Origin of the sequence: Providencia sp. PROV188 (genome assembly GCF_027595165.1) — a bacterium.
GTDB classification, from domain to species: Bacteria; Pseudomonadota; Gammaproteobacteria; order Enterobacterales; family Enterobacteriaceae; genus Providencia; species Providencia lanzhouensis.
Genome location: NZ_CP097291.1, coordinates 1941742 through 1968257, shown reverse-complemented (window position 1 = coordinate 1968257; position 26516 = coordinate 1941742). Strand labels below are relative to the sequence as shown.

Genomic DNA, 26516 nt, shown 5'->3' with positions numbered 1-26516 from the left:
GACGCGCGAATGATTTAGAATATCATCTATTTGACAGATGATTAATAGATAGATTAATCAATAGATTTAATCCTATACAGTATCAAACGATGACAGATACCAAATAATGTAATACAGGATTATTCATAACAAAACCATTGTGGGCGTTGTACAATAGCCTGATGGTATTTCTATTTTGCTGAGCACTACATCAGCTTACTCTTAATCGGAGATCAATATGGATGCATTAACCCTTTTGTTGAACCGTCGTTCAGCTTCACGCTTAACCACTCCAGCGCCACAAGGCGAACAACTCGATAACATTCTTACCGCAGGAATGAGAGCGCCAGACCACGGAGCATTAAAGCCATGGCACTTTGTTGTCATGCAAGGAGATGGTATCGCTCGCTTCAGCCAACTGCTTGAAAAAGCAGCGGTAGAAGGCAAGTTAGGCGCGGAAGTTGAAGAAAAAGCGCGTAATGCACCATTTCGTGCGCCACTCATCATTACTGTGATTGCGAAAGTGAAAGATCATCCTAAAGTGCCACAGTGGGAACAAATTGTTGCTGCAAGCTGCACCGTACAAGCTATGCAAATGGCCGCTTTAGCACAAGGTTTTGGCGGTATTTGGCGTTCAGGTTCATGGACGGAAGACGCTATTGTACGTGAAGGTTTAGGTTGTGAAGAAAATGACCATATCGTCGGTTTCCTTTATTTAGGTACACCAGAATTAAAAGCGCCTGCAAAAGCTCAACAACCTGATATGACAGGTTTTGTGTCCTATTTCTAAATAGAAAGAGCATTTCTAAAGAGACAGATAATGACAGAAAAAATTAGATTGACCCAATATAGCCATGGTGCTGGCTGCGGATGCAAAATCGCACCAAAAGTATTAGAGCAAATTTTACATACAGAACAAGCTAAATTTCATGATCCTCATTTATTAGTGGGAAATGAAACCAAAGATGATGCCGCAGTTTATGATTTAGGCAATGGTATCGGCATTATCAGTACCACTGACTTCTTTATGCCTATCGTGGATAACCCATTTGAATTCGGGCGTATTGCTGCAACGAACGCCATCAGCGATATTTTTGCGATGGGCGGTAAGCCGATTATGGCAATTGCGATCCTAGGCTGGCCGATTGCAAAATTACCACCAGAAGTGGCTCGCGAAGTGATTGAAGGTGGGCGTGCTGCTTGTGCGGATGCCGGAATTTCACTGGCAGGCGGCCACTCCATTGATTCACCAGAGCCTATCTTTGGTTTAGCGGTGACAGGGGTCGTAAACACAGATTACGTGAAGAAAAACAGTGCAGCGAGCGCAGATTGCGAACTGTTCCTAACCAAACCGCTGGGTATTGGTGTGCTGACCACGGCTGAGAAAAAAGGCGTGTTAGCAGCAGAACATGCGCACCTTGCTGCTGAAACTATGTGCCAAATGAATAAGTTCGGCGCGGTTGTCGCTCCTCTAGAAGGTGTAACGGCAATGACGGACGTAACGGGCTTTGGTCTCCTGGGACATTTAAGTGAGATCTGCGAAGGTTCTGGTGTTCGTGCTCAGATTGCCTTTAGTAAAGTACCAAAACTTGCTGGTGTGGAAAAATATATTGAAGCAGGCTGCGTACCGGGTGGAACTCAACGCAACTTTGATAGCTACGGTCACTTAATTGGACCAATGAGCGACCTACAACGCAAATTGTTGTGTGATCCACAAACGTCAGGCGGGCTTCTAATCGCGATTAAACCATCGGAAGTGGCTAAAATTAAAGAGATTGCACAGCAGCAAGGTGTTTTGTTACAGTCTGTCGGTACCTTATTACCTGCACAAAGCGGTGTGCCTTTAATTGAAGTGATCGATTAATCTATGCGTTTGTTTATTGCGGAAAAGCCTAGTCTTGCACGGGCCATTGCGGATGTACTGCCAAAACCTCACCGTAAAGGGGATGGTTTTATTCAATGTGGCGATGACCAGATGGTCACGTGGTGCATTGGGCATCTTTTAGAACAGGCTGAACCGGATGCTTATGATCCGCGTTATGCCCGTTGGAACTTGCAAGATTTACCAATCATTCCTGAGAAATGGCAATTGAAGCCCCGTTCCGCAGTAACCAAACAATTAAACACTATCGACACGCTCCTTAAACAAGCCAGCGTCGTTGTCCACGCAGGAGACCCCGATAGAGAGGGGCAACTTCTGGTGGATGAGGTGCTGGATTACTTCAAGCTTGATCCCGAAAAACGTAAAAGCGTGAAGCGCTGTTTAATTAACGACTTGAACCCTCAAGCTGTTGAGCGAGCGATTGATCGTTTACGTGAAAACCGTGAATTTATTCCGTTATGTGTTTCTGCATTAGCCCGCGCTCGTGCAGATTGGCTATATGGAATCAACATGACCCGCGCCTATACCTTATTAGGGCAGCGGGGCGGTTACCAAGGGGTTCTCTCTGTTGGGCGCGTACAAACTCCCGTATTGGGGTTGGTAGTTAGGCGCGACGAAGAGATAGAACACTTTGTACCAAAAGACTTTTTTGAAGTTAAAGCGCATATTGTCACACCAAAGGATGAGCGCTTTGTGGCAATTTGGCAGCCAAGTGAATCTTGCATTGATTTTCAAGATGAAGAAGGGCGTTTAATTCATCGTCCATTGGCGGAACATGTACTTTCTCGCATCGAAGGCAAACCGGCGATTGTCACGCAATACCAAGATAAGCAGGAAACTGAGATTGCACCACTGCCATTCTCGTTATCCGCTTTGCAGATTGAAGCCGCCAAAAAATATGGTTTAAGTGCCCAAGAAGTGCTGGATATTTGCCAGAAACTGTATGAAACCCATAAGCTTATCACTTATCCGCGTTCGGATAGCCGGTATTTGCCGGACGAGCATTTTGCCGGGCGTCATGCGGTATTAAATGCGATTGCAGTACACCAACCCGCATTAACTGAATTTGAATTACCCGAACTGGATAAGAAAAATCGGTGTTGGGATGATAAAAAAGTGGATGCTCACCATGCCATCATTCCGACCGCTAAAACAGCCTCCGTGCGTTTAACTGAAAATGAAAGCAATGTTTACCAGTTGATTGCTCGTCAGTACATTATTCAATTTATGGCGGATGCGGTTTACCGCAAATGCACTATCGATTTAGACATTGAAAACGGCAAGTTTAATGCCAAAGCGCGTTTTCTTGCGGAAGCAGGATGGCGAGTCGTGTTAGGCGGGAAAGAGCGTGACGCGGAAAACGACGGCATGCCATTGCCTATCGTGAAAAAAGGCGATGAGCTTTTATGTGAAAAAGGGGAAGTGGTCGAACGGCAAACTCAGCCACCTCGCCCATTCACCGATGCAACGCTGCTGTCTGCGATGACGGGGATCGCCCGTTTTGTGCAGGATAAAGCATTAAAAAAAGTATTGCGTGAAACGGATGGTTTAGGGACTGAAGCGACGCGAGCGGGGATTATTGATTTACTGTTTAAGCGTCAATTTCTGTTTAAAAAAGGGCGCTATATTCACGCCTCCCCCGCTGGGCGAGCGCTGATCCACGTTTTACCCGATATGGCGACCTTGCCCGATATGACGGCTCACTGGGAGTCAAGGTTAACGCAGATCAGCGAAAAACAGACGCGTTACGATGATTTTATGCAGCCGTTGAGCCAGACGTTAATCAACTTAATTCAGCAAGCTCGTCAATACACAAACTTGCGCGCATTTCGTGAATTGCCACCTGTTGCCAATAATAAAGGGGCAAAGAAGGGCATGAAAAAAGCGAGTGCGAGTAAAGGGAAAAAATCATCACCGTCAGAATAGGTGCAGTGGATTTCTAAACTTGAGCGCGCTAAGCAGTAATTTGGGTAGGAAGGATATCTAGGGGAAAGCATAGGGCATATGATTATGCCCTATAAAGAGAGACTCAGGATTACTTCGTCAGGTCGAACTCAGCCCAAACAGGTGCGTGGTCAGACGGTTTTTCCATACCACGGATGTCGTAATCAATACCCGTTGCGCTACAACGGCTGGCGAGTTTCTTAGAGGCCAGCAGAAGGTCAATGCGCAGACCGCGATTATCGTCAAAGCCTTTGGAGCGGTAATCAAACCATGAATAGCAATCGGTGGTATCTGGATGCTGCTCACGGTAAGTATCAACAAGCCCCCAGCTCAGTAGTTTATCTAGCCATTCACGTTCTTCAGGTAAGAATGAGCATTTTCCGGTTTTCAACCAACGCTTACGGTTAACTTCACCAATACCGATGTCTAAATCGGTATGGCTGATGTTCATGTCACCCATAATCAGCAATTGGGAATCCGTGGTTTGCGTTGATGTTACGTAATCTTGCAGATCACGATAGAATTTTTCTTTTGCTGGGAATTTGGTTGGGTGGTCACGGCTTTCTCCTTGAGGGAAGTAACCATTGACGACTGTCAGAATCCCTTCGCTGGTTTGAATATCAGCCATGATGATGCGGCGCTGAGCTTCATCATCATCAGTTGGAAAGCCTTTTCTAACGGCTAGTGGTTCATTTTTCAGGAGTAATGCTACGCCATAGTGGGCTTTTTGACCGTGAAAATAAACATGGTAGCCTAATTTACTGACTTCCTCATAAGGGAACATATCATCGTGGACTTTTGTTTCTTGTAGCCCAATGACTTCAGGTTGGTGCTTCTCAATAATCGCTTCCAGTTGATGAGGACGTGCTCTTAGGCCATTAATGTTGAACGAAATAAATTTCATGGTTACTTATCACCCATTGCTTTGAATATGACTGAGGGGATTCTATCAGATGCTAACAATAGTGTAACTATTAAATATTTTTTGTTTATATAATTGCGGATAATTTATTAGGGAACTTTAATTTTTAATAATAATATATCTATAGCTGTTAATTAAAAAATGTTTGTTAGTTTTATAATCAACTACTGAAAAGTTCATTTAAAGTCAGTTGGTTATTTATATTTTAATGTGATTTAATGGTGGGGCAATAAAAAATAATCAAATGAAACAATATAATATATTGCTTTGCTATGTTGGAAATTATAAAAATACTTTTATGAAATATTGTTAATCATCAAATCAAAAAATTTATTTAAATTTTTATTTGATGCGGAAGATTATGAGTTAATCAACATGCTGTTATTTAAAATAATCATGTTGGTTTACATTTCAATAAATAGAATGGGGTCATAGATATGTTCTTTTCAAGAAAATTAGAGGCGTTTATGGCAGTTGTTGAGAATGGCTCGCTAAGCAAGGCTGCAAGGGTGATGAATCGCACGACACCCCCCATCGCAAAATCCATAAAAGACTTTGAAACGAGTTTGGGTAAACGGCTTTTTAAACGAGAAAAATTTGGAATGACATTAACTAAGGATGGCCAAGAACTTTATAACGATCTTAGAGATCTCTACTTGCAGGAGAAAGAAATAACGAAAAAACATTTTTCTGGTTATATTGTTAATGAAGCTAATATTTATTATGACTGGGGGAAAGAAAATCATCTAATTAATTTATATCAAGCAGCACATAAGAATAATGTACAGGTTAATATATTAAGATTTAACTATGATGAGGTAGATGAAATTGTCGATTATGATGGAAATACTTTAATTTTAAGTTCTGAATTAGTCATCAGTGAAAGGTTTTCATTACAAAAAAAAATAGAGAATGCGCCTTTAGGTATTTATTGCAGAAAAGAGTTATACGAGAAATTTAATCATGATGTTGTCGTCTTACTACAACAAAGTACTTGGCTATGCGATCCCTCATTTTATAAAAGCTCACTGATGAGTGACTTGCTGGCTAAAGTTGAAACCGCAGAGAATAAATCCAGCATACGACAGATGGATAATATTGGGTGTTGTCAGAGTTTCATTCAAGACGGTGATTTTATCGGGATTATTGACTATTATCCTGAGGATGAGCTGATCGATAGATCGCTGATCTATGTTTCATTAAATGGACTTTTGGATAAAAGTAACTGTTACATTTATAAATCAAAATCACATTCAAGTGTATTAAATCGATTTATTGGGGTAGTTGACAAACTTGGAAAAGACGTTGCTTAGATGGTGGTGGGAGAAGGATTCGAACCTTCGAAGTCTGTGACGGCAGATTTACAGTCTGCTCCCTTTGGCCGCTTGGGTATCCCACCAGATTTTGAATTGCTGTAATCGTTCACAGCGGGCGGCATCATATCAAATGACGCGCCCCTGTAAAGTATTAATTGAAAAAAAATGTCTGAATGCTGATTTTTTAATCTCAATGCGTGATAAATCAACAAATTACTACAATTAATAACCGATACGCTCTGTTATAAAATAATGGTTCGATTGCCATAAACAAAGACGCGCTGTGCCAATACCCAATATAAAGCATGGCTCAGTACGTTCTTTTCAACGTCGCGGCCTGCACGCATCATATCATCCGCAGTAAATGTATGGTCCACATTGATAACGTTTTGCGTGATGATTGGACCTTCATCCAAATTATCATTCACAAAGTGAGCGGTTGCTCCAATGATCTTAACGCCACGCTCATAAGCTTGGTGATAAGGACGTGCGCCTATGAATGCCGGTAAGAATGAGTGGTGAATATTAATAATTTGATTAGGGTAGTGCTGAACAAAAGCAGGGGTCAACACCCGCATATATTTAGCAAGGACAACATAGTCAGGCTGATATTGATCAATCTGAGCCGTGAGTTTCTCATCGTGCTGTTCGCGCGTTAAACCTTCATGGCTAATATGATGGAATGGAATACCAAACTGCTCTACAAGGTTTTTCAAGGTGTCGTGGTTGCCGATAACGGCAGCAATATCGACATCTAATCCATCGTAAGCGCTCTTCATCAGAAGATCACCAAGGCAGTGCGCCTCTTTTGTGACCATAATAACAATGCGGCGACGTCCTGCAGAGTTTAATTCACGCTTAGAGCCTTCTGGTAATGCATCATCTAAATCTGCCAGTAAGGTTTCATCGTTAAAAATCCCTTCCAGTTCCGTTCTCATGAAGAAACGACCAGTACGGTGATCAACAAACTCATTATTTTGGATAATGTTCAGCTGGTGTTTGTAGCAAATATTGGTGATTTTAGCGATCAATCCTTTTGCATCAGGACAAATGGTTCTGAGAATTTTTTTCTGTACATTTTTGTGTTGCATGGAACTGTCTAATCCTTAACTGACTAAAGCCTAATAATTTAGGCTAATCGTAATTTATGCAATGAATATACGAATTGATAAACAGAGAATTAATAACTATCGCAGCACTTCTTAAATTTTTTTCCTGAGCCGCATGGGCAATCATCGTTGCGCCCAACTTTTGGTGTTATTCCGTCAATGTAATACCACTGTGCATCAATGCGAAGAAAACGGGAACGTTCGTGAATAAGCTGTTTATGATCAGCTTTTTCATCAATAAAGCAAGCCGAAAATTCGACATAAGCTTCGTCAGGATTTTTAGCATGAGAAGAACTAATGACTCGCAGTCCCAGCCATTCAGTTTGTTCAAAACTATCTAAGATAGCTTCTCGCCACTCTTGTGCTTGGCAATCTGGGTGCCATGTTTTGATGAGGTAATCTACATTGTGATGGACATAAGCGCTATATCGTGAGCGCATTAATTGCTCTGGCGTTTCAGCAATAACCAGCCCAAGCAACAGCGGAGAGCAGCATTGGTCAAACGGCAAAGGATGACCGCAACTACAATTATTTTTTAAAGATTGGCTCATTCTTTTCTCGATAAAATAACTATACTTAAAAAATATAGTCGTTAATGATTTTATAATATGACTATTGGCGTCAGAATATATTACTTATGAAACCAGGGTTGTCGTGGTAGGTATGATATGAAAAATAGAAAAATACTCATAGTTGAAGATGAAAAAATTTTTTGTACTATTCTTCGTGAATACCTCGAAAGTTTAGAAACAGAAGTCTACATCGCTGACAACGGCGCGCTTGCACTTGAGCTGATCACGCAACAAAAGGTGATTCCCGATGTCATTCTTTGTGATCTCAACATGCCCATCATGAATGGTGAATCATTTATGGCGGAGCTGGTGGAGCGTAATATTAATGTACCTGTGATTGTTATTTCAGCAACTACGGACTTCACGCAATTAGATAGAATGTTTCGTCTTGGTGCGAAAGATGCTTTGTTAAAGCCAATAAAAAATCTTGATGAAGTGAAAGTGACGATTCATGCGGCACTGTATCCAGAGCAATATGACTCTGAAACACTCATTGAAAATGAAATCCAGAATATTTCGAACATTTTGAATAATGACAAGTTGGATATGTTAGCCATCTTGAAACAATTACAGCCTCCAGTCGCGCAGGTTATAAATGGCTATAAGATAAACTATAGACAATTAAATGAAGCGAATCGTTTTGGGTTGCTGTTGGATATCGCGGCAATATCTGAGGAGCAAATCGGATTTTATTGCATTGATATAGAACGCTCTCCACAAGAAGGGGTGATGGCGGCGTTTTTAATTCGTGTTGTGTTTAATGACCTCTTAAAAAGTGCGGTGAACAACCGAGATAAAAAATTACCTCAAATTGATAACATTATTAATCAAATAAATCACTTACTGGAAGATTCTGGCTTTTCAGGTCAGTTTCCATTGTTACTTGGTTACTTTAATACCAAATCTAAAAATGTGATTTTGGCGAGTGCAGGACTGGAAGCCAATATTACGACGGAGCAGCATCATTACCATCTCGCGCGAAATGTCCCGCTAGGTACGCTAAAAACATACCATTCAAATCGATTAGACTTTCAAGGTGAGAGTTGGAAGTGTCTTATTCATAATTCGAATCAAAAAATCAAGTTAATGTTTAATCTCTATGCTCAGAAATAATGCACTTATTTAATGGATCTAGGTTCTATTTATCCTAAACGAACCCATCTCTATTTATTCAATAATGAATCCTGATATACTGGCGCGCACTAAAAACGCGCCAGTATAGTTTATTGAAAATATAAACGGTGCTTATTAAATTTTTGGAGTTCTCGAGATGATCAAACGCAAGGTGCGTAAAGCGGTAATCCCTGTAGCAGGTTTAGGAACACGTATGCTTCCAGCGACGAAAGCCATTCCTAAAGAGATGCTACCAGTTGTTGATAAGCCTTTAATCCAATATGTGGTTAATGAGTGTATTGCTGCAGGAATTAATGAAATTGTGCTAGTGACACATTCATCTAAAAATTCTATTGAAAACCACTTTGATACCAGCTTTGAACTTGAAGCCATCTTAGAAGCGCGAGTTAAGCGCCAATTATTGGATGAAGTGAAATCCATTTGCCCAAGTCATGTGACTATCATGCAAACACGCCAAGGCATTGCTAAAGGTTTAGGTCATGCTATTTTATGTGCGAAACCATTGGTGGGTGATGAGCCTTTTGCCGTAATCCTTCCGGATGTTATTTTAGATCGCTATAGCACCGATTTAACGAAATTTAACCTCAAAGAGATGTTAGAACACTACGAAACTACTGGGGCTAGCCAAATTTTAGTCGAGCCAGTACCAGAAGACGATGTTTCTAACTACGGAATTGTGGATTGCAACGGTGTGACTTTACATCCGGGCGATAGTAAACCGATTTCCCGTATGGTTGAGAAACCGAAGCGTGATGAAGCTCCATCCAATTTATCTATTGTAGGGCGCTATGTATTATCCGAAAAGATTTGGGATGCATTAGCGAAAACAGCACCGGGTGCTGGCGATGAAATCCAATTAACGGATGCTATCGCATTAATGATGGAAAATAAGGAACCTGTTGAAGCATACCACTTATGTGGTAAAAGTCATGACTGCGGAAATAAATTAGGTTACATGAAAGCCTTTGTTGAATATGGTATGCAACACGATACACTAGGAAATGATTTTTCCGCGTGGATTAAAGAGTTAGCCGCTAATTTAGATTCATCATCGAAATCTAATTAAAATACGAATCTTTGTTGTACAGATAAAAGCTAGCCTTTATGGTTAGCTTTTTTTATGGGCATTTTATAGAAATATGTAAAAAGGAGTACTCAGATTTTAAGTGTCATTAAATGTCAGTTATATAATATAAATCGATATAACCCGTGTGGCGTGTAAATTAATTAGTGTAGTGGGCTAGGAGGAGATTAAAGAATATCACTTGATTAGATTACGTAACTTTACTTTAACGTATATTTTGTATCACTCTTTTTGATTAGAAATAGATGAGGGGGATTGAAACAGAGGAGATGATAAATGGATAATAACAAGGCTACTATAAATAAAAACACCCTTATAAAAAGGGTGTTTAGAATTTGGAAGGTTATCAATATTAGATTAAGAAATCGTCTAAAGATTTGCCTTGTTCTTCGATTGCAACTTTAATTACTGCTGGAGTACGACCTTGGCCTGTCCAAGTTTTAGTTTCGCCGTTCTCATCAACATATTTATATTTTGCTGGGCGAGCAGCACGTTTAGCGCGAGTGCTGGTGCTTTTACCAGAATCCATAGTTTGCAGAAGGTCATTTAAATCTACGCCTTGTTCTAAAATCATTTCGCGAACTTTTTCCAGTTTGCGATTACGTTCTTCAACTTCAGCGCGAGCTTGGCTTTCTTCTTCACGACGTTCGTCAACAACGACAGTTAATTTTTCCAGCATTTCTTCTAAAGATTCTAAAGTGACTTCTCGTGCTTGAGCACGAAGCGTACGGATGTTATTTAATGCTTTTAATGATTCGCTCATTTTCCTGGTCTCAATTTTATATGTTGGCATGTGTACAGTAATAATAGAGTGCTATTTTAAATTCTGCAATAGCTAAATTACTTCGGTAGTTTAAAAGTTATCTTTAACGAATGCAATTTTTTTACAAAAGAATTATAAAAATTTTCGTTGCTATAAATTGCTCTATTATCAATAACGGTACTAATGAAAAAAGGTAATTAGAAAATGTCACTAAAATTTATATTAATAGCCTAGTGATAACCATTACCTTTTGTTTGTCGATGTATCAATGGATGTCTTTAACGGAAATTTTCTTTTTTTGACAGAATAAACTTAGCAATATGTGCCAATATCTATACCAGATAAAGTTAATATCAGTTTGAGATTAATTGTCTACAACACAGATGATGTGTGATCTAAAGGAACTAATTTAACATAGTGATGGATGGAAATTCATACACTTACTTATCTACATAGGTTTAAGTTAATCTTAAAAAACCTTTATGCTAAAGTATTCGCGAATATTATTTTTTAGGGAACCGCCCAATGGCACAGCTATATTTCTATTATTCTGCGATGAATGCGGGTAAATCGACTTCATTATTACAATCTTCCTATAACTATCACGAACGTGGAATGCGTACGCTGATTTTTACCGCTGAGATCGATAACCGCTTCAGTCAAGGTAAGGTATCTTCGCGGATCGGTTTATCTGCGGATGCGTTATTATTTTCGCCTATAACGAATATGGCAAAAATTATCAAAAACGAGAATAATGCTCAAAAAGTACATTGCGTACTTATTGATGAATGCCAATTTCTGACAAAACAGCAAGTAGAGCAATTATGTGATGTCGTCGATAATTTAGACATTCCGGTACTCTGTTATGGTTTACGAACGGATTTTTCCGGAGAGTTGTTTGCAGGAAGCCAATATTTATTAGCATGGGCAGATAAACTCGTTGAGTTAAAAACCGTCTGCTACTGTGGACGTAAGGCAAATAAAGTTTTGCGGATTGGTGGTGATGGGATCCCAGTATATGAGGGGGATCAAGTGGATATCGGCGGGAATGAAAAGTATATTTCAGTTTGTCGAAAGCATTACTCAGACGCTATCAAGCAAGCTCAATTAATGAATAGCGGTGCAATTGAAAAAATACCGTTTAACTTCAAATAATCATTAATTAAGATTAATGAGTTATATAGTTTACAAATAGGAATATCAGATTATTAAGATATTTTTGTCAAATAAAGTAAATGAATTAATAAAATACTCAGCTCGCTAGTTCTTAAAAGGGATGCATAGCAGATAAAGTTTCAGCGTTCATAGAATAAAACCGGATTGAGTGAGATTTGATAAGCCTCATGTTTTTAACATGGGGCTTTCTTTTTATGGCAGTTTAATTTCACACTTTGGCACATATCATATAATCAAAAAATGCAAATTTACTCGAAACTGTAGGGCGCAATGAAATTTAGCATTTCAGCATTTAAAAACGGTCGTTGTAATGAAAACTTCAAACTATCATCAATGGCGAGTGTGATTGCAGGAAACCCCAACATCGTCAATAAAAACAAAAATAGAGAAAAGCGCACCAGTCAAATGGGGATTATTGACTTATTTACTCTTAACTGGCGGATAAATAATAATGTCAGAGAGACCACCAAAATCATTAATCATCTGCCAACTAGCTTGGGAAATATGACCTTGTAGACCAGTGATTTCAGTATCACTAAATGGCGTGAGGATCAGGCTTTTCCTACAGTTTTGCTGGTTATATTTGAGGTTTACCACCGTGAGATAATAGGGGGTAGGGTTATTAAACATCCATTGTTTTCCCTGTTTTTTTAGAGTCACTTGCTGAAATACCGCATTATTAGGCACTGCCAGTTGATGAGGGCGGTAAAAGACTTTAATCACGATATTCGTCACAAACGAGCGTTTGGCATCATTTTTCTGTTCATTAGGATGCTTTGGGGCGGGAATAGCCCGTGTATTTAAAAAGAACAGAGATTCTCTATCTACGGGTAATTCCCTTTCATTTTTTAATAATACATGAGCACTAAACTTACTATTTGCATCTAATCTGAACAGTGGTGGTGTCACAGCAAAATAAAGGGATTTGGCACCTTCAAGTTGTTCAGTTACAGAGGTCTGAATTAGATAGGGGTTCAAATCATCATTCACAATGGTAAATGTTGCATTGGATTTAGTGCTATTTAGGATTAATCGAGTTTGTTCCAAACGCAAGCCAGCACTGTAAGCGAAAAAGCTTACTATGAATAAAAGTATGTAGGTAACGCCAGCCAGTTTTTTCATATCAGCTTATTAATCCACAATAAAGGAAAAATCATTGTCGATTGGAAAGCATCAATTTGCGGATCGCATATTTTTCCAGATGGACACCTAAGATAAGTATAAAGTATTATGACGAAATAACGAGAAAGGCTCCAAAAGCGTTAGGAAAATCCTAAATCTTTTGAAGCCTTTTTTATGTATTAATGGCTAAGCCATCAACGAGTTAACTATTTTTTACTGCTTTTCTTTTCAGCTTTTGGTGCTGCTGGCTCTGCACTTTTTTCAGTAAATTCACGACCGTAGTAAGAATCCAGTAACAGTTGTTTAATTTCAGATATCAGCGGATAACGTGGGTTAGCGCCAGTACATTGGTCATCAAATGCATCTTCAGACAGTTTATCTAAGTGAGCTAAGAAGTCCGCTTCGGCAACGCCGGCTTCACGGATAGACTTAGGAATGCCTAAATCCGCTTTCATCTCTTCTAACCAAGCCAGTAAGCGTTCAATCTTCGCACCAGTACGGTCGCCTGCTTTGGTTAATCCTAAGTGGTCTGCAATCTCAGCGTATTGGCGGCGTGCTTGAGGGCGGTCATATTGGCTGAATGCTGTTTGCTTAGTTGGATTATCATTTGCGTTGAAACGAATTACGTTACAAATCAATAGGGCGTTTGCTAAACCGTGTGGAATATGGAATTCCGATCCCAGTTTATGCGCCATTGAGTGACAAACCCCTAAGAAGGCGTTAGCAAAAGCAATACCGGCTAATGTTGCCGCATTATGAACGCGCTCTCTTGCTACTGGATTTTTTGCTCCTTCATGGTAGCTTGCTGGCAGATAATCTTTTAACAGGGTCAGTGCTTTGAGTGCTTGACCATCAGAGAACTCATTTGCCAGAACAGAAACATAAGATTCTAATGCGTGAGTCACTGCATCCAAACCACCAAACGCGGTTAAGGATTTAGGCATGTTCATCACGAGGTTAGCATCAACAATCGCCATATTTGGTGTTAATGCGTAGTCCGCTAATGGGTATTTTTGACCTGTTTTATCATCCGTCACAACAGCAAATGGCGTCACTTCTGAACCTGTACCTGAAGTGGTGGTGATAGCGACCAGTTTTGCTTTCACACCCATTTTTGGGAACTTGTGAATACGTTTACGGATATCCATAAAACGTAATGCTAATTCTTCAAAGTGTGTTTCTGGATGTTCGTACATCACCCACATGATTTTCGCAGCATCCATTGGGGAACCACCACCTAAAGCGATGATCACATCCGGTTGGAAGGCTTGCATTTGAGCAGCACCTTTACGCACAACGGATAATGTTGGGTCAGCTTCGACTTCAAAGAAAACATCGGTTTCAATATGGTGCTTTTTCAGAACATCGACAATTTCATCAACATAGCCATTATTAAATAAGTAGCTATCGGTCACGATAAAGACGCGTTTCGCACCATCAGTGGCTATCTCTTCTAAAGCGATTGGAAGACATCCACGGCGGAAATAGATTGAACTAGGAAGTTTATGCCACAACATATTTTCAGCTCTTTTTGCCACGGTTTTCTTATTGATTAAATGTTTTGGTCCCACGTTTTCAGAGATGGAGTTACCCCCCCAAGAACCACAACCCAAGGTTAAAGACGGCGCCAGTTTAAAGTTATACAGGTCACCGATACCGCCTTGAGACGCAGGAGTATTAATCAAAATACGCGCCGTTTTCATTTTTTCGCCAAAATAGCTGACACGGTCATGTTGGTTATCTTGGTCAGTATAGAGACAAGAGGTGTGACCGATACCGCCCATTTCCACTAACTGTTCAGCTTTCTCTACTGCATCTTCAAAGTTTTTAGCGCGATACATTGCTAAGAGTGGGGACAATTTTTCATGAGCGAATGGCTCTGACTCATCCACAAGTTTGACTTCACCAATTAAGATCTTAGTGGTTTCAGGAACGATAACGCCCGCCATTTCTGCAATTTTAAATGCAGGTTGACCCACGATAGCCGCGTTTAAGTTGCCATCTTTTAAAATGATATTTTGTACCGCTTTGAGCTCTTTACCTTGTAACAGGTAGCCGCCATGGGTAGCGAAACGCTCACGAACTTGATCATAAACAGCATCAACCACCACTACAGATTGTTCAGATGCGCAAATTACGCCGTTATCAAATGTTTTTGACATTAAGATAGAGGCAACGGCACGTTTGATGTCTGCGGTTTCATCGATAACAACTGGCGTGTTACCCGCACCCACTCCAATCGCAGGTTTACCGGAACTGTAAGCCGCTTTCACCATGCCTGGACCACCTGTAGCTAAGATCAGGTTAATGTCAGGGTGGTGCATCAGCGCATTGGATAGCTCAACAGAAGGGGAGTCAATCCAGCCAATAATATCTTTTGGTGCGCCAGCTTCAATGGCCGCGTTCAATACAATCTCAGCAGCACGGTTAGTCGCAATTTTAGCGCGTGGGTGTGGAGAGAAAATAATAGCGTTACGGGTTTTTAAACTAATTAATGATTTAAAAATTGCGGTAGAGGTTGGGTTAGTGGTTGGAACGATACCGCAGATAATACCAATCGGCTCAGCAATGGTGATGGTACCAAAAGTTGGGTCTTCAGATAGAACACCACAGGTTTTCTCGTCTTTATATGCGTTGTAGATATACTCAGAAGCGAAGTGGTTTTTAATCACTTTATCTTCAACAATCCCCATGCCTGACTCTTCAACTGCGAGTTTTGCTAATGGAATTCGTGCATCAGCAGCAGCAAGAGCAGCGGCGCGGAAAATACGATCCACTTTCTCTTGAGAGAAGCTGGCGAATTCACGTTGAGCTTTTTTGACACGAGCAACAAGTTCATTGAGTTCAGTAACGTTTGTTACGGACATATAGATTACTCCTGATAAAGTTAAAATTTTTAAGCCAATGAGCAAAGCATCTAAAAAAAGCTGTTGTGACTAGAACATCTAAAACGACCACCCAAAACAACAGTATAGATAAACTTAATAATAATGCTTTTCGCCCATGCTAATTGGCTTATAAATCTCAGATAAATAGCTCAAAAAGTAAAAATTAACTGATTGATTACCGCGTTTATCAGTTGAGACTAGATTAACAAAAAGGGAATTTAATAAAGTGATCTAAATCACAAAGTATGCAAGCTGACTCCATTCAGCATGCTGTTTTTATGGGATTCATTGATTTGCAAAAAAATGATTAATTTATCGCTAAAAAGAGGTGAATAAATCATTCTTTTTTGGTCATTAAGATAAGTTGCAATAAATAATTCTACTAAGATGCACAAAATTGTTCTTTAACTAAGGATTTTAGCGATTTCAGTGATAAAATTAGTTCAGGTAAGCGTTTCTTGTTTAAGAATTTTATGAGGGTATTAATGGGTGAGCGCAACATTACTTGATTTATCAGGCTATATTAAATTTTTTATTGGTCTATTTGCGTTGGTAAACCCGGTTGGTATCCTGCCTGTGTTTATTAGTATGACAAACTATCAAACCGTTGCGAGCCGCAATAGAACTAATACGATAGCCAACTCATCAGTCGCAATTATTCTTTGTACATCGTTGCTGGTGGGGGACTCGATATTACAGCTGTTTGGTATTTCAATTGACTCATTCCGCATCGCGGGGGGAATTCTGATTGTCACCATCGCGCTATCGATGATCAGCGGTAAAATTGGTGAGGACAAACAGAACAAACAAGAAAAAACAGAAACCGCAGTGCGCGATAGTATTGGAGTGGTACCGTTAGCGCTTCCGTTAATGGCGGGTCCCGGTGCAATCAGTTCGTGCATTGTCTGGTCATCGCGATGGACTGGCTGGCAGAACTTTATTGGTTTAGCGTTAACCAGTATTTTGTTCGCTTTTTGCTGTTGGCTGTTGTTCCGCTCTGCGTCTTTACTGGTTCGTTACTTAGGGCAAACGGGCATCAACGTTGTCACTCGTATCATGGGGCTACTACTCATGTCATTAGGTATCGAAATCGCTGTAACGGGTGTTAAAGCCATATTTCCAGGACTTTTATAGTGAGTGTTATTTAGCCGTCTTACGAGACGGCTATTCTCATCTGCCTTTCCCTTCATTCCATTATTCCTTTCGAATTCAAAATATTCACTCAAATATTTTGGCTTGTTATGTGTAATCAAACCGTCCTTTACAATCAAAATAATTCCTCTACGCGATAAATTTGAAATGTGATTATGTGTCGCACTTTTTGCAAAATCAGGCATAAAAAGTAAGGAAATGTGAGCTGCGTAAATTTATTCACTATTCTCATTAGAGATTGTTAATGATATGTTTGGATTAATGTTGATGAAAATTTTAAGAGTAACTTAAGGTTTTTTATTATCTAATTGTTTTTATTTGAGTATTTAAAGGTTAAGGAAGTGTATTACCCCTTTTTAATAGGCTCTCCAACTTTAAATGTTAAATAAATGTAATTTTTTATAACTTTTTTTTTATAAGCTTTCTGAGCAAAATTGCACCGTTAAGGAAAGCTTTTGGTGGTTAAATTAGAAAACAGCTTAAGAAACAGTGACTAGAGTAGTAGTAAATCAACAATGTGTAGGCGAACTAAACGTCGTTCAACATACGTTGAAACGTTAACTGTAAAACCGCAACTATGAAATGGAGAAGGCGCAACGATGAAACTTACTACCAAGCACAGTTTACTTTCCTGTCTCATTTTCTCATTAACAATTTCTGCTCAAGCTTCATCAACCCCCGATAAATCCCCATTAAATACAACATCCATAAATAAAATAGTGGTCAATAACGGTTCAGAAGTGACTTCACTCGATCCTCATAAAGTCGAAGGGGTACCTGAAGGCAATATTATTTTAAATTTATTGGAAGGGCTGATTTACGACGATATTAATGGTGTGGCGGTTCCTGGTATGGCAACCCATTGGCAAAATGAAAATTACACCGTATGGACATTTACCTTACGCGATGATGCCAAGTGGAGTGATGGCACTCCCGTTGTTGCAGAGGATTTTGTATATAGTTGGCAGCGTTTAGCGGATCCCAAAACTGGCTCGCCTTATTCCAGTTATTTACAAAATGCTTATATCGAAAATGCAGACGCTATTTTAAAAGGTCAAAAACCTAAAGAATCGTTGGGCGTTAAAGCCCTTGATGACAAACATTTGCAAGTCACCCTAAGCCATCCCGTTCCGTATTTTATCGATATGCTTTCCCACACTTCAATGAAACCCGTTAACCGTAAAGCCATTGAAAAGTACGGCGATAAATGGACTCAACCGGGTTCCTTTGTGGGCAATGGCGCCTATGTTTTGGATGAGTGGACGGTCAACGAGCGAATTATTATCAAACGTAATCCGTTATATTGGAATGACGCAAAAACGCAGATTGATCAAGCGACATTCTTAGCGATTACCTCTGAAGTCAGTGATAACAATCGCTATCGCAGTGGGGAAATCGATATTAGTAATTCAGCTATTCCCCCAACACTATTCAAAAAGATGAAAGCGGAAAAGCCGAACGAACTGTATGTTCGTCCGTTTCTGTGTACGTTTTATTATGAAATTAATAATCAAAAAGCCCCATTCACGGATCCTCGAGTACGAGAAGCCATTAAGTTAGGTTTAGACAGAGAAACCATCACTAATAAAATTATCAATCAAGGACAGACGGTGGCTTACGGTTTTACGCCAACGTTTATCCATAATGGTAATTTTGCAGTGCCAGAATGGGCAAAGCTCACGCCAGAACAGCGTTATCAACGTGCGAAAGAGTTGCTTGCGGAGGCTGGTTATAACGCCAAAAATCCGCTCAAGTTTACCTTGCTATATAACACCTCAGACCAAAATAAACAGCAGGCGATTGTAGCGGCATCCATGTGGCAGAAAAATATTGGCGCAGAGGTAACACTGCAAAACCAAGAGTGGAAAACCACACTGCAAAATCGCCATGAGGGAAATTATCAGGTTGCAAGAGCAACATGGTGTGCCGATTACAATGAACCTTCTGCATTTTTGAATTCATTACTATCAGAAAACAGCAACAATACGGCGGCCTATAAAAATAAAGCCTATGACCAACTGTTATTAGAGGCTTTAACGGCACCGGATGACCAAGCTCGTCAACAGATTTACCAACAGGCGGAAACCCTGCTGGATAAGGAATCTGCGCTAGTTCCCGTTTATTACCGTGTGAGTGCAAGGATGATCAAGCCCACAATCGGAGGATTTAAAGGTGAAGACCCTCTTGATCACATGGATATTAAGCGGTTATATATTAATTCTACTAATTAATAATTTTGTAATAAACAAAATAATTGCTTACTGACTCAGTAAGCAGATGCATCAACAACACAACCAAAACAATAGTATGGGAGTAACCAAAATAATGAGCAAATTACTGAATAAGACATTTGTTGCTTTAAGCGTTGCTGCTGGGTTAATGGCAGGGACGATGGCGACAAGTTATGGTGCAGTGGTACCAGCGGGTGTCGAACTGGCTGAAAAACAAAATATGGTTCGCAACAATGGTTCTGAACCTCAATCCCTTGATCCGCATAAAATTGAAGGTGTTCCAGAGTCGGCTTTAGCAAGAGATCTTTTTGAAGGGATTACGATTGTGGGTCCTGATGGTGAAATCTTACCTGGCTCTGCTACGAGCTGGGAAAATAAAGATTTCACCGAGTGGACGTTTAAAATTCGCGATGGCGCGAAATGGTCAAATGGTGACCCTGTCACGGCCGAAGACTTTGTTTATAGCTGGCGCAGACTCGCTGATCCTGATACCGCATCCCCATACGCGAGTTATTTGCAGTATGCACATATCAAAAATATTGATGACGTCATTGCCGGTAAGAAAAAGCCAGAAGAGCTGGGCATTAAAGCGCTGGATGATAAAACTTTAGTGATTAGTTTGAGTGAAGCAGTCCCTTATATTCCAAAATTATTGGCACACTCCTCGATGTCGCCAGTGAATAAAAAAACAATCGAAAAATATGGTGCTAAGTGGACTCAACCAGCCAATTTTGTGGGTAATGGCGCCTATAAATTAAAAGATTGGACAGTTAACGAACGTATTGTTTTAGAACGTAGCCCAACTTATTGGGATAACGCAAACACCGTGATTGACCAAGTGACTTTCCTGCCTATCTCCTCTGAAGTCACGGATGTTAACCGTTACCGCAGTGGTGAAATTGATATGACCTATAGCAATTTACCGATCGAACAATTTAAGTCACTACAAGAAAATATGCCAAAAGAGCTGCGTGTAAATCCGTATCTCTGTATCTATTATTACGAAATTAATAACGAAAAACCGCCGTTTAATGACCCGCGTGTTCGTGAAGCATTAAAACTTTCAATGGACAGAGATGTCATCACTTACAAAGTGAAAGCGCAAGGTGATATTCCGGCTTATGGCTTCACACCACCGTTTACCAGCGGCATGAAGACAGAAAAACCAGATTGGTATGCCAATATGACCCAAGAGCAGCGTAATGAAAAAGCCAAACAGTTGCTGGAAGAAGCGGGTTACAACAAATCAAATCCACTGAAATTCAATTTACTGTATAACACGTCAGATTTACATAAACGTATCGCGATCGCTGCATCATCCATGTGGAAGAAAAACATTGGCGCTGACGTGAAACTGGAAAACCAAGAGTGGAAAACCTTCTTAGATAGTCGTCACCAAGGTAACTATGATGTGGCGCGTGCGGGCTGGTGTGCGGATTATAACGAACCGTCATCCTTCTTAAACATGCTGCTTTCTTATAGCAGTAACAATACCGTGCATTATAAAAACAAAGATTTCGATGCCATCATGAAGAAAACACTTCAGGTGAAAACGGACGAAGAGCGTGCTGAGTTGTACCAACAAGCCGAAAAGCTCTTAGATAAAGACTCTGGTATCGTGCCTCTCTACTACTATGTGAACACCCGCTTAGTGAAGCCATACGTGGGTGGATATACGGGTAAAGATCCATTAGATAATTTACATACTAAAGATCTGTATATCATCAAGCACTAATCACAACAGGCTGGCTCCTTGAGGGCCAGCCATTAGCCTTAATGGCAATAGAAGTAGGAAAGGGCAATGTTTAAATTTATTTTGCGTCGTTTGCTTGAAGCAATTCCGACTTTATTTATTCTTATTACCATCTCATTTTTTATGATGAGACTCGCACCGGGCAGCCCGTTTACTGGTGAACGTAAGCTTCCACCCGAAGTCATGGCTAACATTGAGGCGAAATATCACCTTAATGACCCAATGTATAAGCAGTATTTCAGCTACTTATTCCAACTTTCTCAAGGGGATTTCGGTCCTTCTTTCAAATATAAAGACTATAGCGTCAACGATTTAGTTGCGAAAGCCTTTCCCGTGTCTGCAAAATTAGGCGCCACAGCCTTTGTGGTTGCCGTGTTATTTGGTGTTACTGCGGGGGTGATTGCCGCATTAAATCAAAATACCAAATGGGACTTTACAGTCATGGGATTTGCCATGACGGGGGTTGTCATCCCAAGCTTTGTTGTGGCACCACTTTTGGTGCTGATTTTTGCCATTCACTTGAAATGGCTCCCCGGTGGAGGTTGGGATGGTGGTAACGTCACGCACATGATTTTACCGATGGTGGCACTCTCTTTGGCGTATATCGCCAGTATTTCGCGTATTACCCGTGGTTCGATGATTGAGATCATGCACTCAAACTTTATTCGTACTGCGCGCGCAAAAGGATTACCGCTGCGTACCATTATTTTCCGCCATGCGTTAAAACCTGCATTACTGCCAGTGCTCTCATATATGGGACCTGCATTCGTGGGGATCATCACGGGTTCCATGGTGATTGAGACCATTTTCGGCTTACCGGGAATTGGACAGCTGTTCGTCAATGGCGCATTAAACCGTGATTACTCGTTAGTGCTTAGCTTAACGATTTTAGTTGGGGTATTGACCATTGCCTTTAATGCTATCGTCGATGTGCTGTACGCCGTCATCGACCCGAAAATTCGTTACTAAGACCGGGGAAACACTATGTTACTAAACAACAAAAATAGTGAAGCTCTGGAAAACTTTTCTGAGCAATTAGATATTGAAGGGCGCAGCCTTTGGCAAGATGCAAGACGACGCTTTATGCATAACCGTGCGGCGATTGTCAGCCTGTGTGTGCTGTTTTGTATTACGATGTTTGTGATTTTTGCCCCGATGTTATCGCCATTTTTATATGACGATACCGACTGGGAAATGATGTCAACGCCACCTGATTGGGCGACCGGACATTATTTTGGTACCGATGCTTCTGGGCGCGATTTACTTGTGCGTGTGGCAATTGGTGGACGAATTTCCTTAATGGTTGGCGTTGCGGCAGCATTAGTCGCGGTGGTGGTCGGAACCTTATATGGCTCACTGGCAGGTTATGTGGGCGGTAAAGTTGACTCTATCATGATGCGCTTACTGGAGATTTTAAACTCCTTCCCGTTCATGTTTTTCGTTATTTTGTTAGTGACTTTATTCGGTACCAACATCCTGCTGATATTTGTCGCCATTGGGATGGTGTCATGGCTGGATATGGCGCGTATCGTGCGTGGACAAACATTAGGATTAAAACGCAAAGAGTTTATTGAAGCGGCATTAGTTTGTGGTGTCAGCACGCGTCACATTATCTTGCGTCATATCGTCCCTAACGTACTGGGGGTGGTGGTGGTTTACGCATCATTATTAGTCCCAAGTATGATTCTGTTTGAATCATTTTTAAGCTTCCTTGGCTTAGGAACTCAAGAGCCGCTCAGTAGCTGGGGTGCTTTACTCAGTGATGGCGCTAACTCTATGGAAGTCACACCGTGGTTACTGCTGATCCCCGCAGGATTCTTAGTTATCACGCTGTTTTGTTTCAACTTTATCGGCGATGGCTTACGTGATGCTCTCGACCCGAAAGATCGCTAAGGGGCTAATTTATGGAACATTCAACACGCAAAAGCCCTTTATTATCAGTGCAGGATTTAAACGTCACATTTGCTACCCAAGATGGGGATGTGACCGCGGTGAATAAACTCAATTTTGAATTGAGTGCAGGGGAAACACTGGGAATTGTAGGGGAATCCGGTTCGGGTAAATCCCAAACTGCTTTTGCTTTGATGGGGTTACTGGCAAAAAATGGTCGTGTAGGTGGCTCTGCCATGTTTAATGGACGTGAGATTTTAAACCTCAAGGAGAAAGAGCTTAACCGCATGCGTGCGGAAGAGATCTCCATGATTTTCCAAGACCCTATGACCTCCCTCAATCCATACCTGAAAATCGGTACGCAGTTATCTGAAGTGTTGATGCTGCACAAAGGGATGAGCAAGAAAGAGGCTTTTGAAGAATCTGTACGCATGCTGGATGCGGTAAAAATGCCGGAAGCCCGTAAACGTATGAATATGTATCCGCATGAGTTTTCTGGTGGTATGCTCCAGCGTGTGATGATTGCGATGGCGCTACTGTGCCAACCAAAATTGCTGATCGCCGATGAACCGACAACCGCATTGGACGTCACGGTACAAGCGCAGATCATGACCTTGCTGAATGAACTGAAGCAGGAATTTGATACCGCGATCATCTTAATTACCCATGACTTAGGGGTTGTCGCCGGTGTGTGTGACAAGGTACTCGTGATGTACGCGGGGCGCACGATGGAGTATGGCAGCGCACGAGATATTTTCTATCAGCCATCTCATCCGTATTCTCTGGGTTTATTAGCAGCAGTGCCACGCTTAGATGGTGATGACGATAACTTAGCCACGATTCCAGGCAATCCGCCAAACTTGTTACGCTTACCAAAAGGGTGTCCGTTCTCGCCGCGTTGCCAATATGCAAACCAGCACTGTGTAGAGCAAGAGCCTCAATTATCCAGTTTTGCACAATCTCGTTTACGTGCCTGCTTTAAGCCTGTGGAGGAATTAGTATGAGCCAAGAAAATAGGCAGGTGCTGCTGGAAGTCAATGACTTAAAAGTGCATTTTTCCATTAGAGATAAACAACAATGGTTCTGGCAGCCGGATAAAAGTTTAAAAGCCGTCGATGGAGTGACACTGCGTTTATACGAAGGGGAAACCTTGGGCGTGGTGGGGGAATCTGGCTGTGGTAAATCCACATTTGCGCGTGCATTAATTGGTTTGGTTAAATCCACTAGCGGCACGGTGACATGGTTAGGACAAAACTTGCTCACCATGAACGACAAGCAGTGGCGTAATGTGCGTAGCGATATCCAAATGATTTTCCAAGATCCACTGGCATCCTTAAACCCACGGATGACGATTGGAGATATTATCGCGGAGCCACTAAAAACTTATCATCCGAAGATGCCACAAAAAGAAGTTACTGAAAAAGTAAAGAAAATGATGATGCGAGTTGGCTTATTGCCGAACCTGATCAATCGTTATCCTCATGAATTCTCTGGTGGTCAATGTCAGCGCATTGGGATTGCACGGGCGCTGATTTTAGAGCCGAAATTGGTGATTTGTGATGAGCCTGTGTCTGCACTGGATGTCTCCATTCAAGCGCAAGTGGTGAACTTACTGCAAGAACTTCAGCGGGAAATGAAACTTTCCTTAATCTTTATTGCCCACGATCTTGCGGTGGTAAAACACATTTCTGACCGCGTATTAGTGATGTATTTAGGACATGCAGTGGAGCTGGGGACTTATGATGAAGTGTATAACAACCCGCTGCACCCTTATACGCGCGCATTGATGTCTGCGGTGCCAGTACCGGATCCAGATAAGGAAAAAAATAAGCAAATTGAGCTTCTTGAAGGGGAATTGCCATCGCCCATTAATCCGCCTTCAGGCTGTGTATTCAGAACACGCTGCCCAAGTGCTGATGCAGAATGCGCCAAAACCCGCCCATTACTCGAAGGAAGTTTCAAGCACGCAGTATCTTGTTTGAAAATTGATCCACTGTAATTGGTAAGATTTGCGTTTTATTGTTGTATTAAGGCTCCCTTTATCATTTATAAAGCGGAGCCTTTTTTATGCGAAACAATTTTCAGAGAATTCAACCCCAATTGCTACTTAAAATAATCAGTTAGCTATGATATTAAAGGCTAAAAATAAATAATTAAAACTTGATAGGACAGTAACCATTAATGAGTGACCACTTGCAGCAGATCCATCAAATACATCAGACATGGCAAGCCATCAACCAGCGTTATGCGGATGACCAAATTCAACGTATACAACAAAAACTCCCCCTTGCTAAGCAAATGGACAGCGATGAAGAGTTGTTCGGAGCGGATAGCCACCATTATCAGCTCAACCCACCTTTGGATATGGCACAGATAGCGCAGTGGCAGCGCCGAATTGGGGTGAATTTACCCCAAGAATATGTGCAGTTTATGACGCAATTGGGCGATGGTGGCGCAGGTCCTTATTACGGCGTAGAACGTTTTGAAGACAGCGAAAATCGTTATGATTCGGTGGCATTACCTTGCGTGCTTAGCCCAACCATGAGCGATAAAGAGTGGCAAACACTCAGCCACTTAGCGGAAGATTGCAGTGATGAAGAGTACGACTCACGGGAAAGCTTGCTTCACCAAGGGTTGTTTTACCTTGGGACTTGCGGCTGTACATATGACATTCTGCTGGTGGTGACGGGAAAACATGCTGGGCGACTGGTTTATACCCACGAATGGTGTGACTCACCAACACCGTATCAGTTTGCTTATGAAAGCCACTTTTTGGATTGGTATGAGCGCTGGCTGGATGAAATTATTCAGCAATACGATACAGGCTGGTTTGGGCATCGAATGGGCGGCAATGAAACTGCGTTATTCAACCTATTTCATCATGACGATAATGAAAAGACGAAGCTGGCAGCACTAGAAGGACTGAAAAAGTTACCGTCATTATCGGAAAAGGGCATTGAGCAACTCACTCGTATATTAGATAACGAAACACTCAACGTTTACCATGTGAAGGCGTTGGAAGTATTAGCAAAATACTCCGTTGATGCTTCATCGGACTATTTAGCCCAAACGCTTGAAAGCCAAAATTCAGTACAAATCAATCGTGGATTGCAGCTGATTTATTGGTATCAAAAATCCGATTTAGCAAAGTTTCAATCGGCTATTTTAGCCAAATTAGCACAGTGCGAACACGCAGACACGGTGAGCTTTGCAGGATATATCCTCAAGGACTTGCAAGCGGTCAAAGTGGAAGATTTCCAACACTTATTTAATCATGCGGATGGTCAGATTGCCGTCAGTGCGTTATATGCGGCTTCCCATGATGTAAATTTTAGCCAAAAGGTCACTAATTACTTTGAATATATGATTGCGGATAAGAGTGAAGTTGCATTAACCGCGATCCAAGCTGTCGCGCGTTCCCCTGAGTTTGTCGACGGGGTGGAACCGTATATTGTGGCGGCGTGGGAAAAATACCCATTAGATAAGAGTGACTATATTCGCAATAATCTACGTCACTATATTAAGAAGCATCATTTACAGTTGGATTTAGCAGAATAAAGTTTAATAAAAGATGGGGGAATATTTCCCCCATCTTTTAT

Annotated in this window: 21 protein-coding genes and 1 tRNA gene; 15 read left to right on the top strand and 7 right to left on the bottom strand. The window is 41.1% G+C overall.

Annotated elements, in window-relative coordinates; genetic code table 11:
- Positions 1-217: 217 nt before the first annotated feature.
- From M5X66_RS08885 to M5X66_RS08875, 3 genes are read left to right on the top strand one after another with little or no spacing between them, the layout of a single operon-like run.
- Positions 218-769, top strand: coding sequence for an NAD(P)H nitroreductase (locus M5X66_RS08885; RefSeq protein WP_036956481.1), 552 nt, complete (start codon positions 218-220; stop codon positions 767-769).
- A gap of 30 nt (positions 770-799) precedes the next feature.
- Entirely contained in the window at positions 800-1843 is a 1044-nt protein-coding gene (selD, locus tag M5X66_RS08880; protein WP_036956484.1) for a selenide, water dikinase SelD, read from the top strand.
- Between the two features lie 3 nt (positions 1844-1846).
- A complete protein-coding gene (locus tag M5X66_RS08875) occupies positions 1847-3787 on the top strand; it encodes a DNA topoisomerase III (protein WP_270103433.1) in 1941 nt (646 codons plus the stop codon).
- 109 nt (positions 3788-3896) lie between these two features.
- Here the strand turns inward: M5X66_RS08875 and xthA are convergent, their stop codons facing one another.
- Positions 3897-4709: an exodeoxyribonuclease III gene (xthA, locus tag M5X66_RS08870; RefSeq protein ID WP_036956487.1), complete on the bottom strand. Its 813-nt coding sequence runs from the start codon at positions 4707-4709 to the stop codon at positions 3897-3899.
- A 455-nt stretch (positions 4710-5164) separates the two neighbouring features.
- Between xthA and M5X66_RS08865 the strand changes: the two genes are divergently transcribed.
- Positions 5165-6040, top strand: coding sequence for a LysR family transcriptional regulator (locus tag M5X66_RS08865; protein WP_036956489.1), 876 nt, complete (start codon positions 5165-5167; stop codon positions 6038-6040).
- A 1-nt stretch (position 6041) separates the two neighbouring features.
- On the opposite strand, the gene M5X66_RS08860 is transcribed toward M5X66_RS08865, so the two are convergent.
- The 3 genes from M5X66_RS08860 to M5X66_RS08850 form a co-directional block, all read right to left on the bottom strand.
- Positions 6042-6126: transfer RNA gene (locus M5X66_RS08860), tRNA-Tyr, on the bottom strand.
- A gap of 159 nt (positions 6127-6285) precedes the next feature.
- Positions 6286-7134, bottom strand: a complete 849-nt coding sequence (gene purU, locus M5X66_RS08855) for a formyltetrahydrofolate deformylase (RefSeq protein WP_036956491.1) — start codon at positions 7132-7134, stop codon at positions 6286-6288.
- Between the two features lie 89 nt (positions 7135-7223).
- The gene (locus M5X66_RS08850; protein WP_108478069.1) at positions 7224-7703 is read right to left on the bottom strand and encodes a YchJ family protein; all 480 of its coding nucleotides are present in this window, start codon (positions 7701-7703) and stop codon (positions 7224-7226) included.
- 117 nt (positions 7704-7820) lie between these two features.
- Between M5X66_RS08850 and rssB the strand changes: the two genes are divergently transcribed.
- Together rssB and galU are read left to right on the top strand one after the other, a co-directional pair.
- On the top strand, positions 7821-8837 hold the full coding sequence (gene rssB, locus M5X66_RS08845) for a two-component system response regulator RssB (RefSeq protein WP_154599224.1): 1017 nt from the start codon (positions 7821-7823) through the stop codon (positions 8835-8837).
- Positions 8838-8994: 157 nt separating this feature from the next.
- Entirely contained in the window at positions 8995-9924 is a 930-nt protein-coding gene (gene galU, locus M5X66_RS08840) for a UTP--glucose-1-phosphate uridylyltransferase GalU (protein WP_036956498.1), read from the top strand.
- A 370-nt stretch (positions 9925-10294) separates the two neighbouring features.
- On the opposite strand, the gene hns is transcribed toward galU, so the two are convergent.
- Positions 10295-10705, bottom strand: coding sequence for a histone-like nucleoid-structuring protein H-NS (gene hns, locus M5X66_RS08835; RefSeq protein WP_006661675.1), 411 nt, complete (start codon positions 10703-10705; stop codon positions 10295-10297).
- A 525-nt stretch (positions 10706-11230) separates the two neighbouring features.
- Here hns and M5X66_RS08830 point away from each other — a divergent pair.
- Positions 11231-11860: a thymidine kinase gene (locus M5X66_RS08830; protein WP_036956500.1), complete on the top strand. Its 630-nt coding sequence runs from the start codon at positions 11231-11233 to the stop codon at positions 11858-11860.
- A 441-nt stretch (positions 11861-12301) separates the two neighbouring features.
- Here the strand turns inward: M5X66_RS08830 and M5X66_RS08825 are convergent, their stop codons facing one another.
- On the bottom strand, positions 12302-13003 hold the full coding sequence (locus M5X66_RS08825; protein WP_154609874.1) for a fimbrial biogenesis chaperone: 702 nt from the start codon (positions 13001-13003) through the stop codon (positions 12302-12304).
- A 206-nt stretch (positions 13004-13209) separates the two neighbouring features.
- Entirely contained in the window at positions 13210-15870 is a 2661-nt protein-coding gene (gene adhE / locus M5X66_RS08820; RefSeq protein ID WP_108478072.1) for a bifunctional acetaldehyde-CoA/alcohol dehydrogenase, read from the bottom strand.
- A gap of 510 nt (positions 15871-16380) precedes the next feature.
- Here adhE and M5X66_RS08815 point away from each other — a divergent pair.
- The 8 genes from M5X66_RS08815 (at position 16381) to M5X66_RS08780 (ending at position 26475) form a co-directional block, all read left to right on the top strand.
- Positions 16381-17025, top strand: a complete 645-nt coding sequence (locus M5X66_RS08815; protein ID WP_036956506.1) for a YchE family NAAT transporter — start codon at positions 16381-16383, stop codon at positions 17023-17025.
- A 617-nt stretch (positions 17026-17642) separates the two neighbouring features.
- Complete coding sequence (locus M5X66_RS08810) at positions 17643-19274, top strand: ABC transporter substrate-binding protein (protein ID WP_270103432.1); 1632 nt, start codon at positions 17643-17645, stop codon at positions 19272-19274.
- Between the two features lie 148 nt (positions 19275-19422).
- Positions 19423-21009 (top strand): oligopeptide ABC transporter substrate-binding protein OppA, encoded by a 1587-nt coding sequence (gene oppA / locus M5X66_RS08805; RefSeq protein WP_420720245.1) that lies wholly within the window; start codon positions 19423-19425, stop codon positions 21007-21009.
- Positions 21010-21075: 66 nt separating this feature from the next.
- Positions 21076-21996, top strand: coding sequence for an oligopeptide ABC transporter permease OppB (oppB, locus tag M5X66_RS08800; RefSeq protein WP_036956512.1), 921 nt, complete (start codon positions 21076-21078; stop codon positions 21994-21996).
- A 15-nt stretch (positions 21997-22011) separates the two neighbouring features.
- On the top strand, positions 22012-22920 hold the full coding sequence (gene oppC, locus M5X66_RS08795) for an oligopeptide ABC transporter permease OppC (RefSeq protein WP_108478075.1): 909 nt from the start codon (positions 22012-22014) through the stop codon (positions 22918-22920).
- 11 nt (positions 22921-22931) lie between these two features.
- Positions 22932-23921 carry an ABC transporter ATP-binding protein gene (locus M5X66_RS08790; protein WP_270103431.1) on the top strand — a complete coding sequence of 330 codons (990 nt, stop codon included), beginning with the start codon at positions 22932-22934 and terminating at the stop codon, positions 23919-23921.
- The gene (gene oppF, locus M5X66_RS08785; protein ID WP_036956517.1) at positions 23918-24916 is read left to right on the top strand and encodes a murein tripeptide/oligopeptide ABC transporter ATP binding protein OppF; all 999 of its coding nucleotides are present in this window, start codon (positions 23918-23920) and stop codon (positions 24914-24916) included. The genes M5X66_RS08790 and oppF overlap by 4 nt, the downstream gene beginning before the upstream one ends.
- Positions 24917-25098: 182 nt before the next feature.
- On the top strand, positions 25099-26475 hold the full coding sequence (locus tag M5X66_RS08780; RefSeq protein ID WP_154599226.1) for an SMI1/KNR4 family protein: 1377 nt from the start codon (positions 25099-25101) through the stop codon (positions 26473-26475).
- Positions 26476-26516: the final 41 nt, after the last annotated feature.

Excerpts from the sequence above, each read along its gene's own strand:
- M5X66_RS08885 (WP_036956481.1), top strand. The coding sequence starts at position 218 with ATGGATGCATTAACCCTTTTGTTGAACCGTCGTTCAGCTTCACGCTTA.
- selD (WP_036956484.1), top strand. The coding sequence starts at position 800 with ATGACAGAAAAAATTAGATTGACCCAATATAGCCATGGTGCTGGCTGC.
- M5X66_RS08875 (WP_270103433.1), top strand. The coding sequence starts at position 1,847 with ATGCGTTTGTTTATTGCGGAAAAGCCTAGTCTTGCACGGGCCATTGCG.
- xthA (WP_036956487.1), bottom strand. The coding sequence starts at position 4,709 with ATGAAATTTATTTCGTTCAACATTAATGGCCTAAGAGCACGTCCTCAT.
- M5X66_RS08865 (WP_036956489.1), top strand. The coding sequence starts at position 5,165 with ATGTTCTTTTCAAGAAAATTAGAGGCGTTTATGGCAGTTGTTGAGAAT.
- purU (WP_036956491.1), bottom strand. The coding sequence starts at position 7,134 with ATGCAACACAAAAATGTACAGAAAAAAATTCTCAGAACCATTTGTCCT.
- M5X66_RS08850 (WP_108478069.1), bottom strand. The coding sequence starts at position 7,703 with ATGAGCCAATCTTTAAAAAATAATTGTAGTTGCGGTCATCCTTTGCCG.
- rssB (WP_154599224.1), top strand. The coding sequence starts at position 7,821 with ATGAAAAATAGAAAAATACTCATAGTTGAAGATGAAAAAATTTTTTGT.
- galU (WP_036956498.1), top strand. The coding sequence starts at position 8,995 with ATGATCAAACGCAAGGTGCGTAAAGCGGTAATCCCTGTAGCAGGTTTA.
- hns (WP_006661675.1), bottom strand. The coding sequence starts at position 10,705 with ATGAGCGAATCATTAAAAGCATTAAATAACATCCGTACGCTTCGTGCT.
- M5X66_RS08830 (WP_036956500.1), top strand. The coding sequence starts at position 11,231 with ATGGCACAGCTATATTTCTATTATTCTGCGATGAATGCGGGTAAATCG.
- M5X66_RS08825 (WP_154609874.1), bottom strand. The coding sequence starts at position 13,003 with ATGAAAAAACTGGCTGGCGTTACCTACATACTTTTATTCATAGTAAGC.
- adhE (WP_108478072.1), bottom strand. The coding sequence starts at position 15,870 with ATGTCCGTAACAAACGTTACTGAACTCAATGAACTTGTTGCTCGTGTC.
- M5X66_RS08810 (WP_270103432.1), top strand. The coding sequence starts at position 17,643 with ATGAAACTTACTACCAAGCACAGTTTACTTTCCTGTCTCATTTTCTCA.
- oppA (WP_420720245.1), top strand. The coding sequence starts at position 19,423 with ATGGCAGGGACGATGGCGACAAGTTATGGTGCAGTGGTACCAGCGGGT.
- oppB (WP_036956512.1), top strand. The coding sequence starts at position 21,076 with ATGTTTAAATTTATTTTGCGTCGTTTGCTTGAAGCAATTCCGACTTTA.
- oppC (WP_108478075.1), top strand. The coding sequence starts at position 22,012 with ATGTTACTAAACAACAAAAATAGTGAAGCTCTGGAAAACTTTTCTGAG.
- M5X66_RS08790 (WP_270103431.1), top strand. The coding sequence starts at position 22,932 with ATGGAACATTCAACACGCAAAAGCCCTTTATTATCAGTGCAGGATTTA.
- oppF (WP_036956517.1), top strand. The coding sequence starts at position 23,918 with ATGAGCCAAGAAAATAGGCAGGTGCTGCTGGAAGTCAATGACTTAAAA.
- M5X66_RS08780 (WP_154599226.1), top strand. The coding sequence starts at position 25,099 with ATGAGTGACCACTTGCAGCAGATCCATCAAATACATCAGACATGGCAA.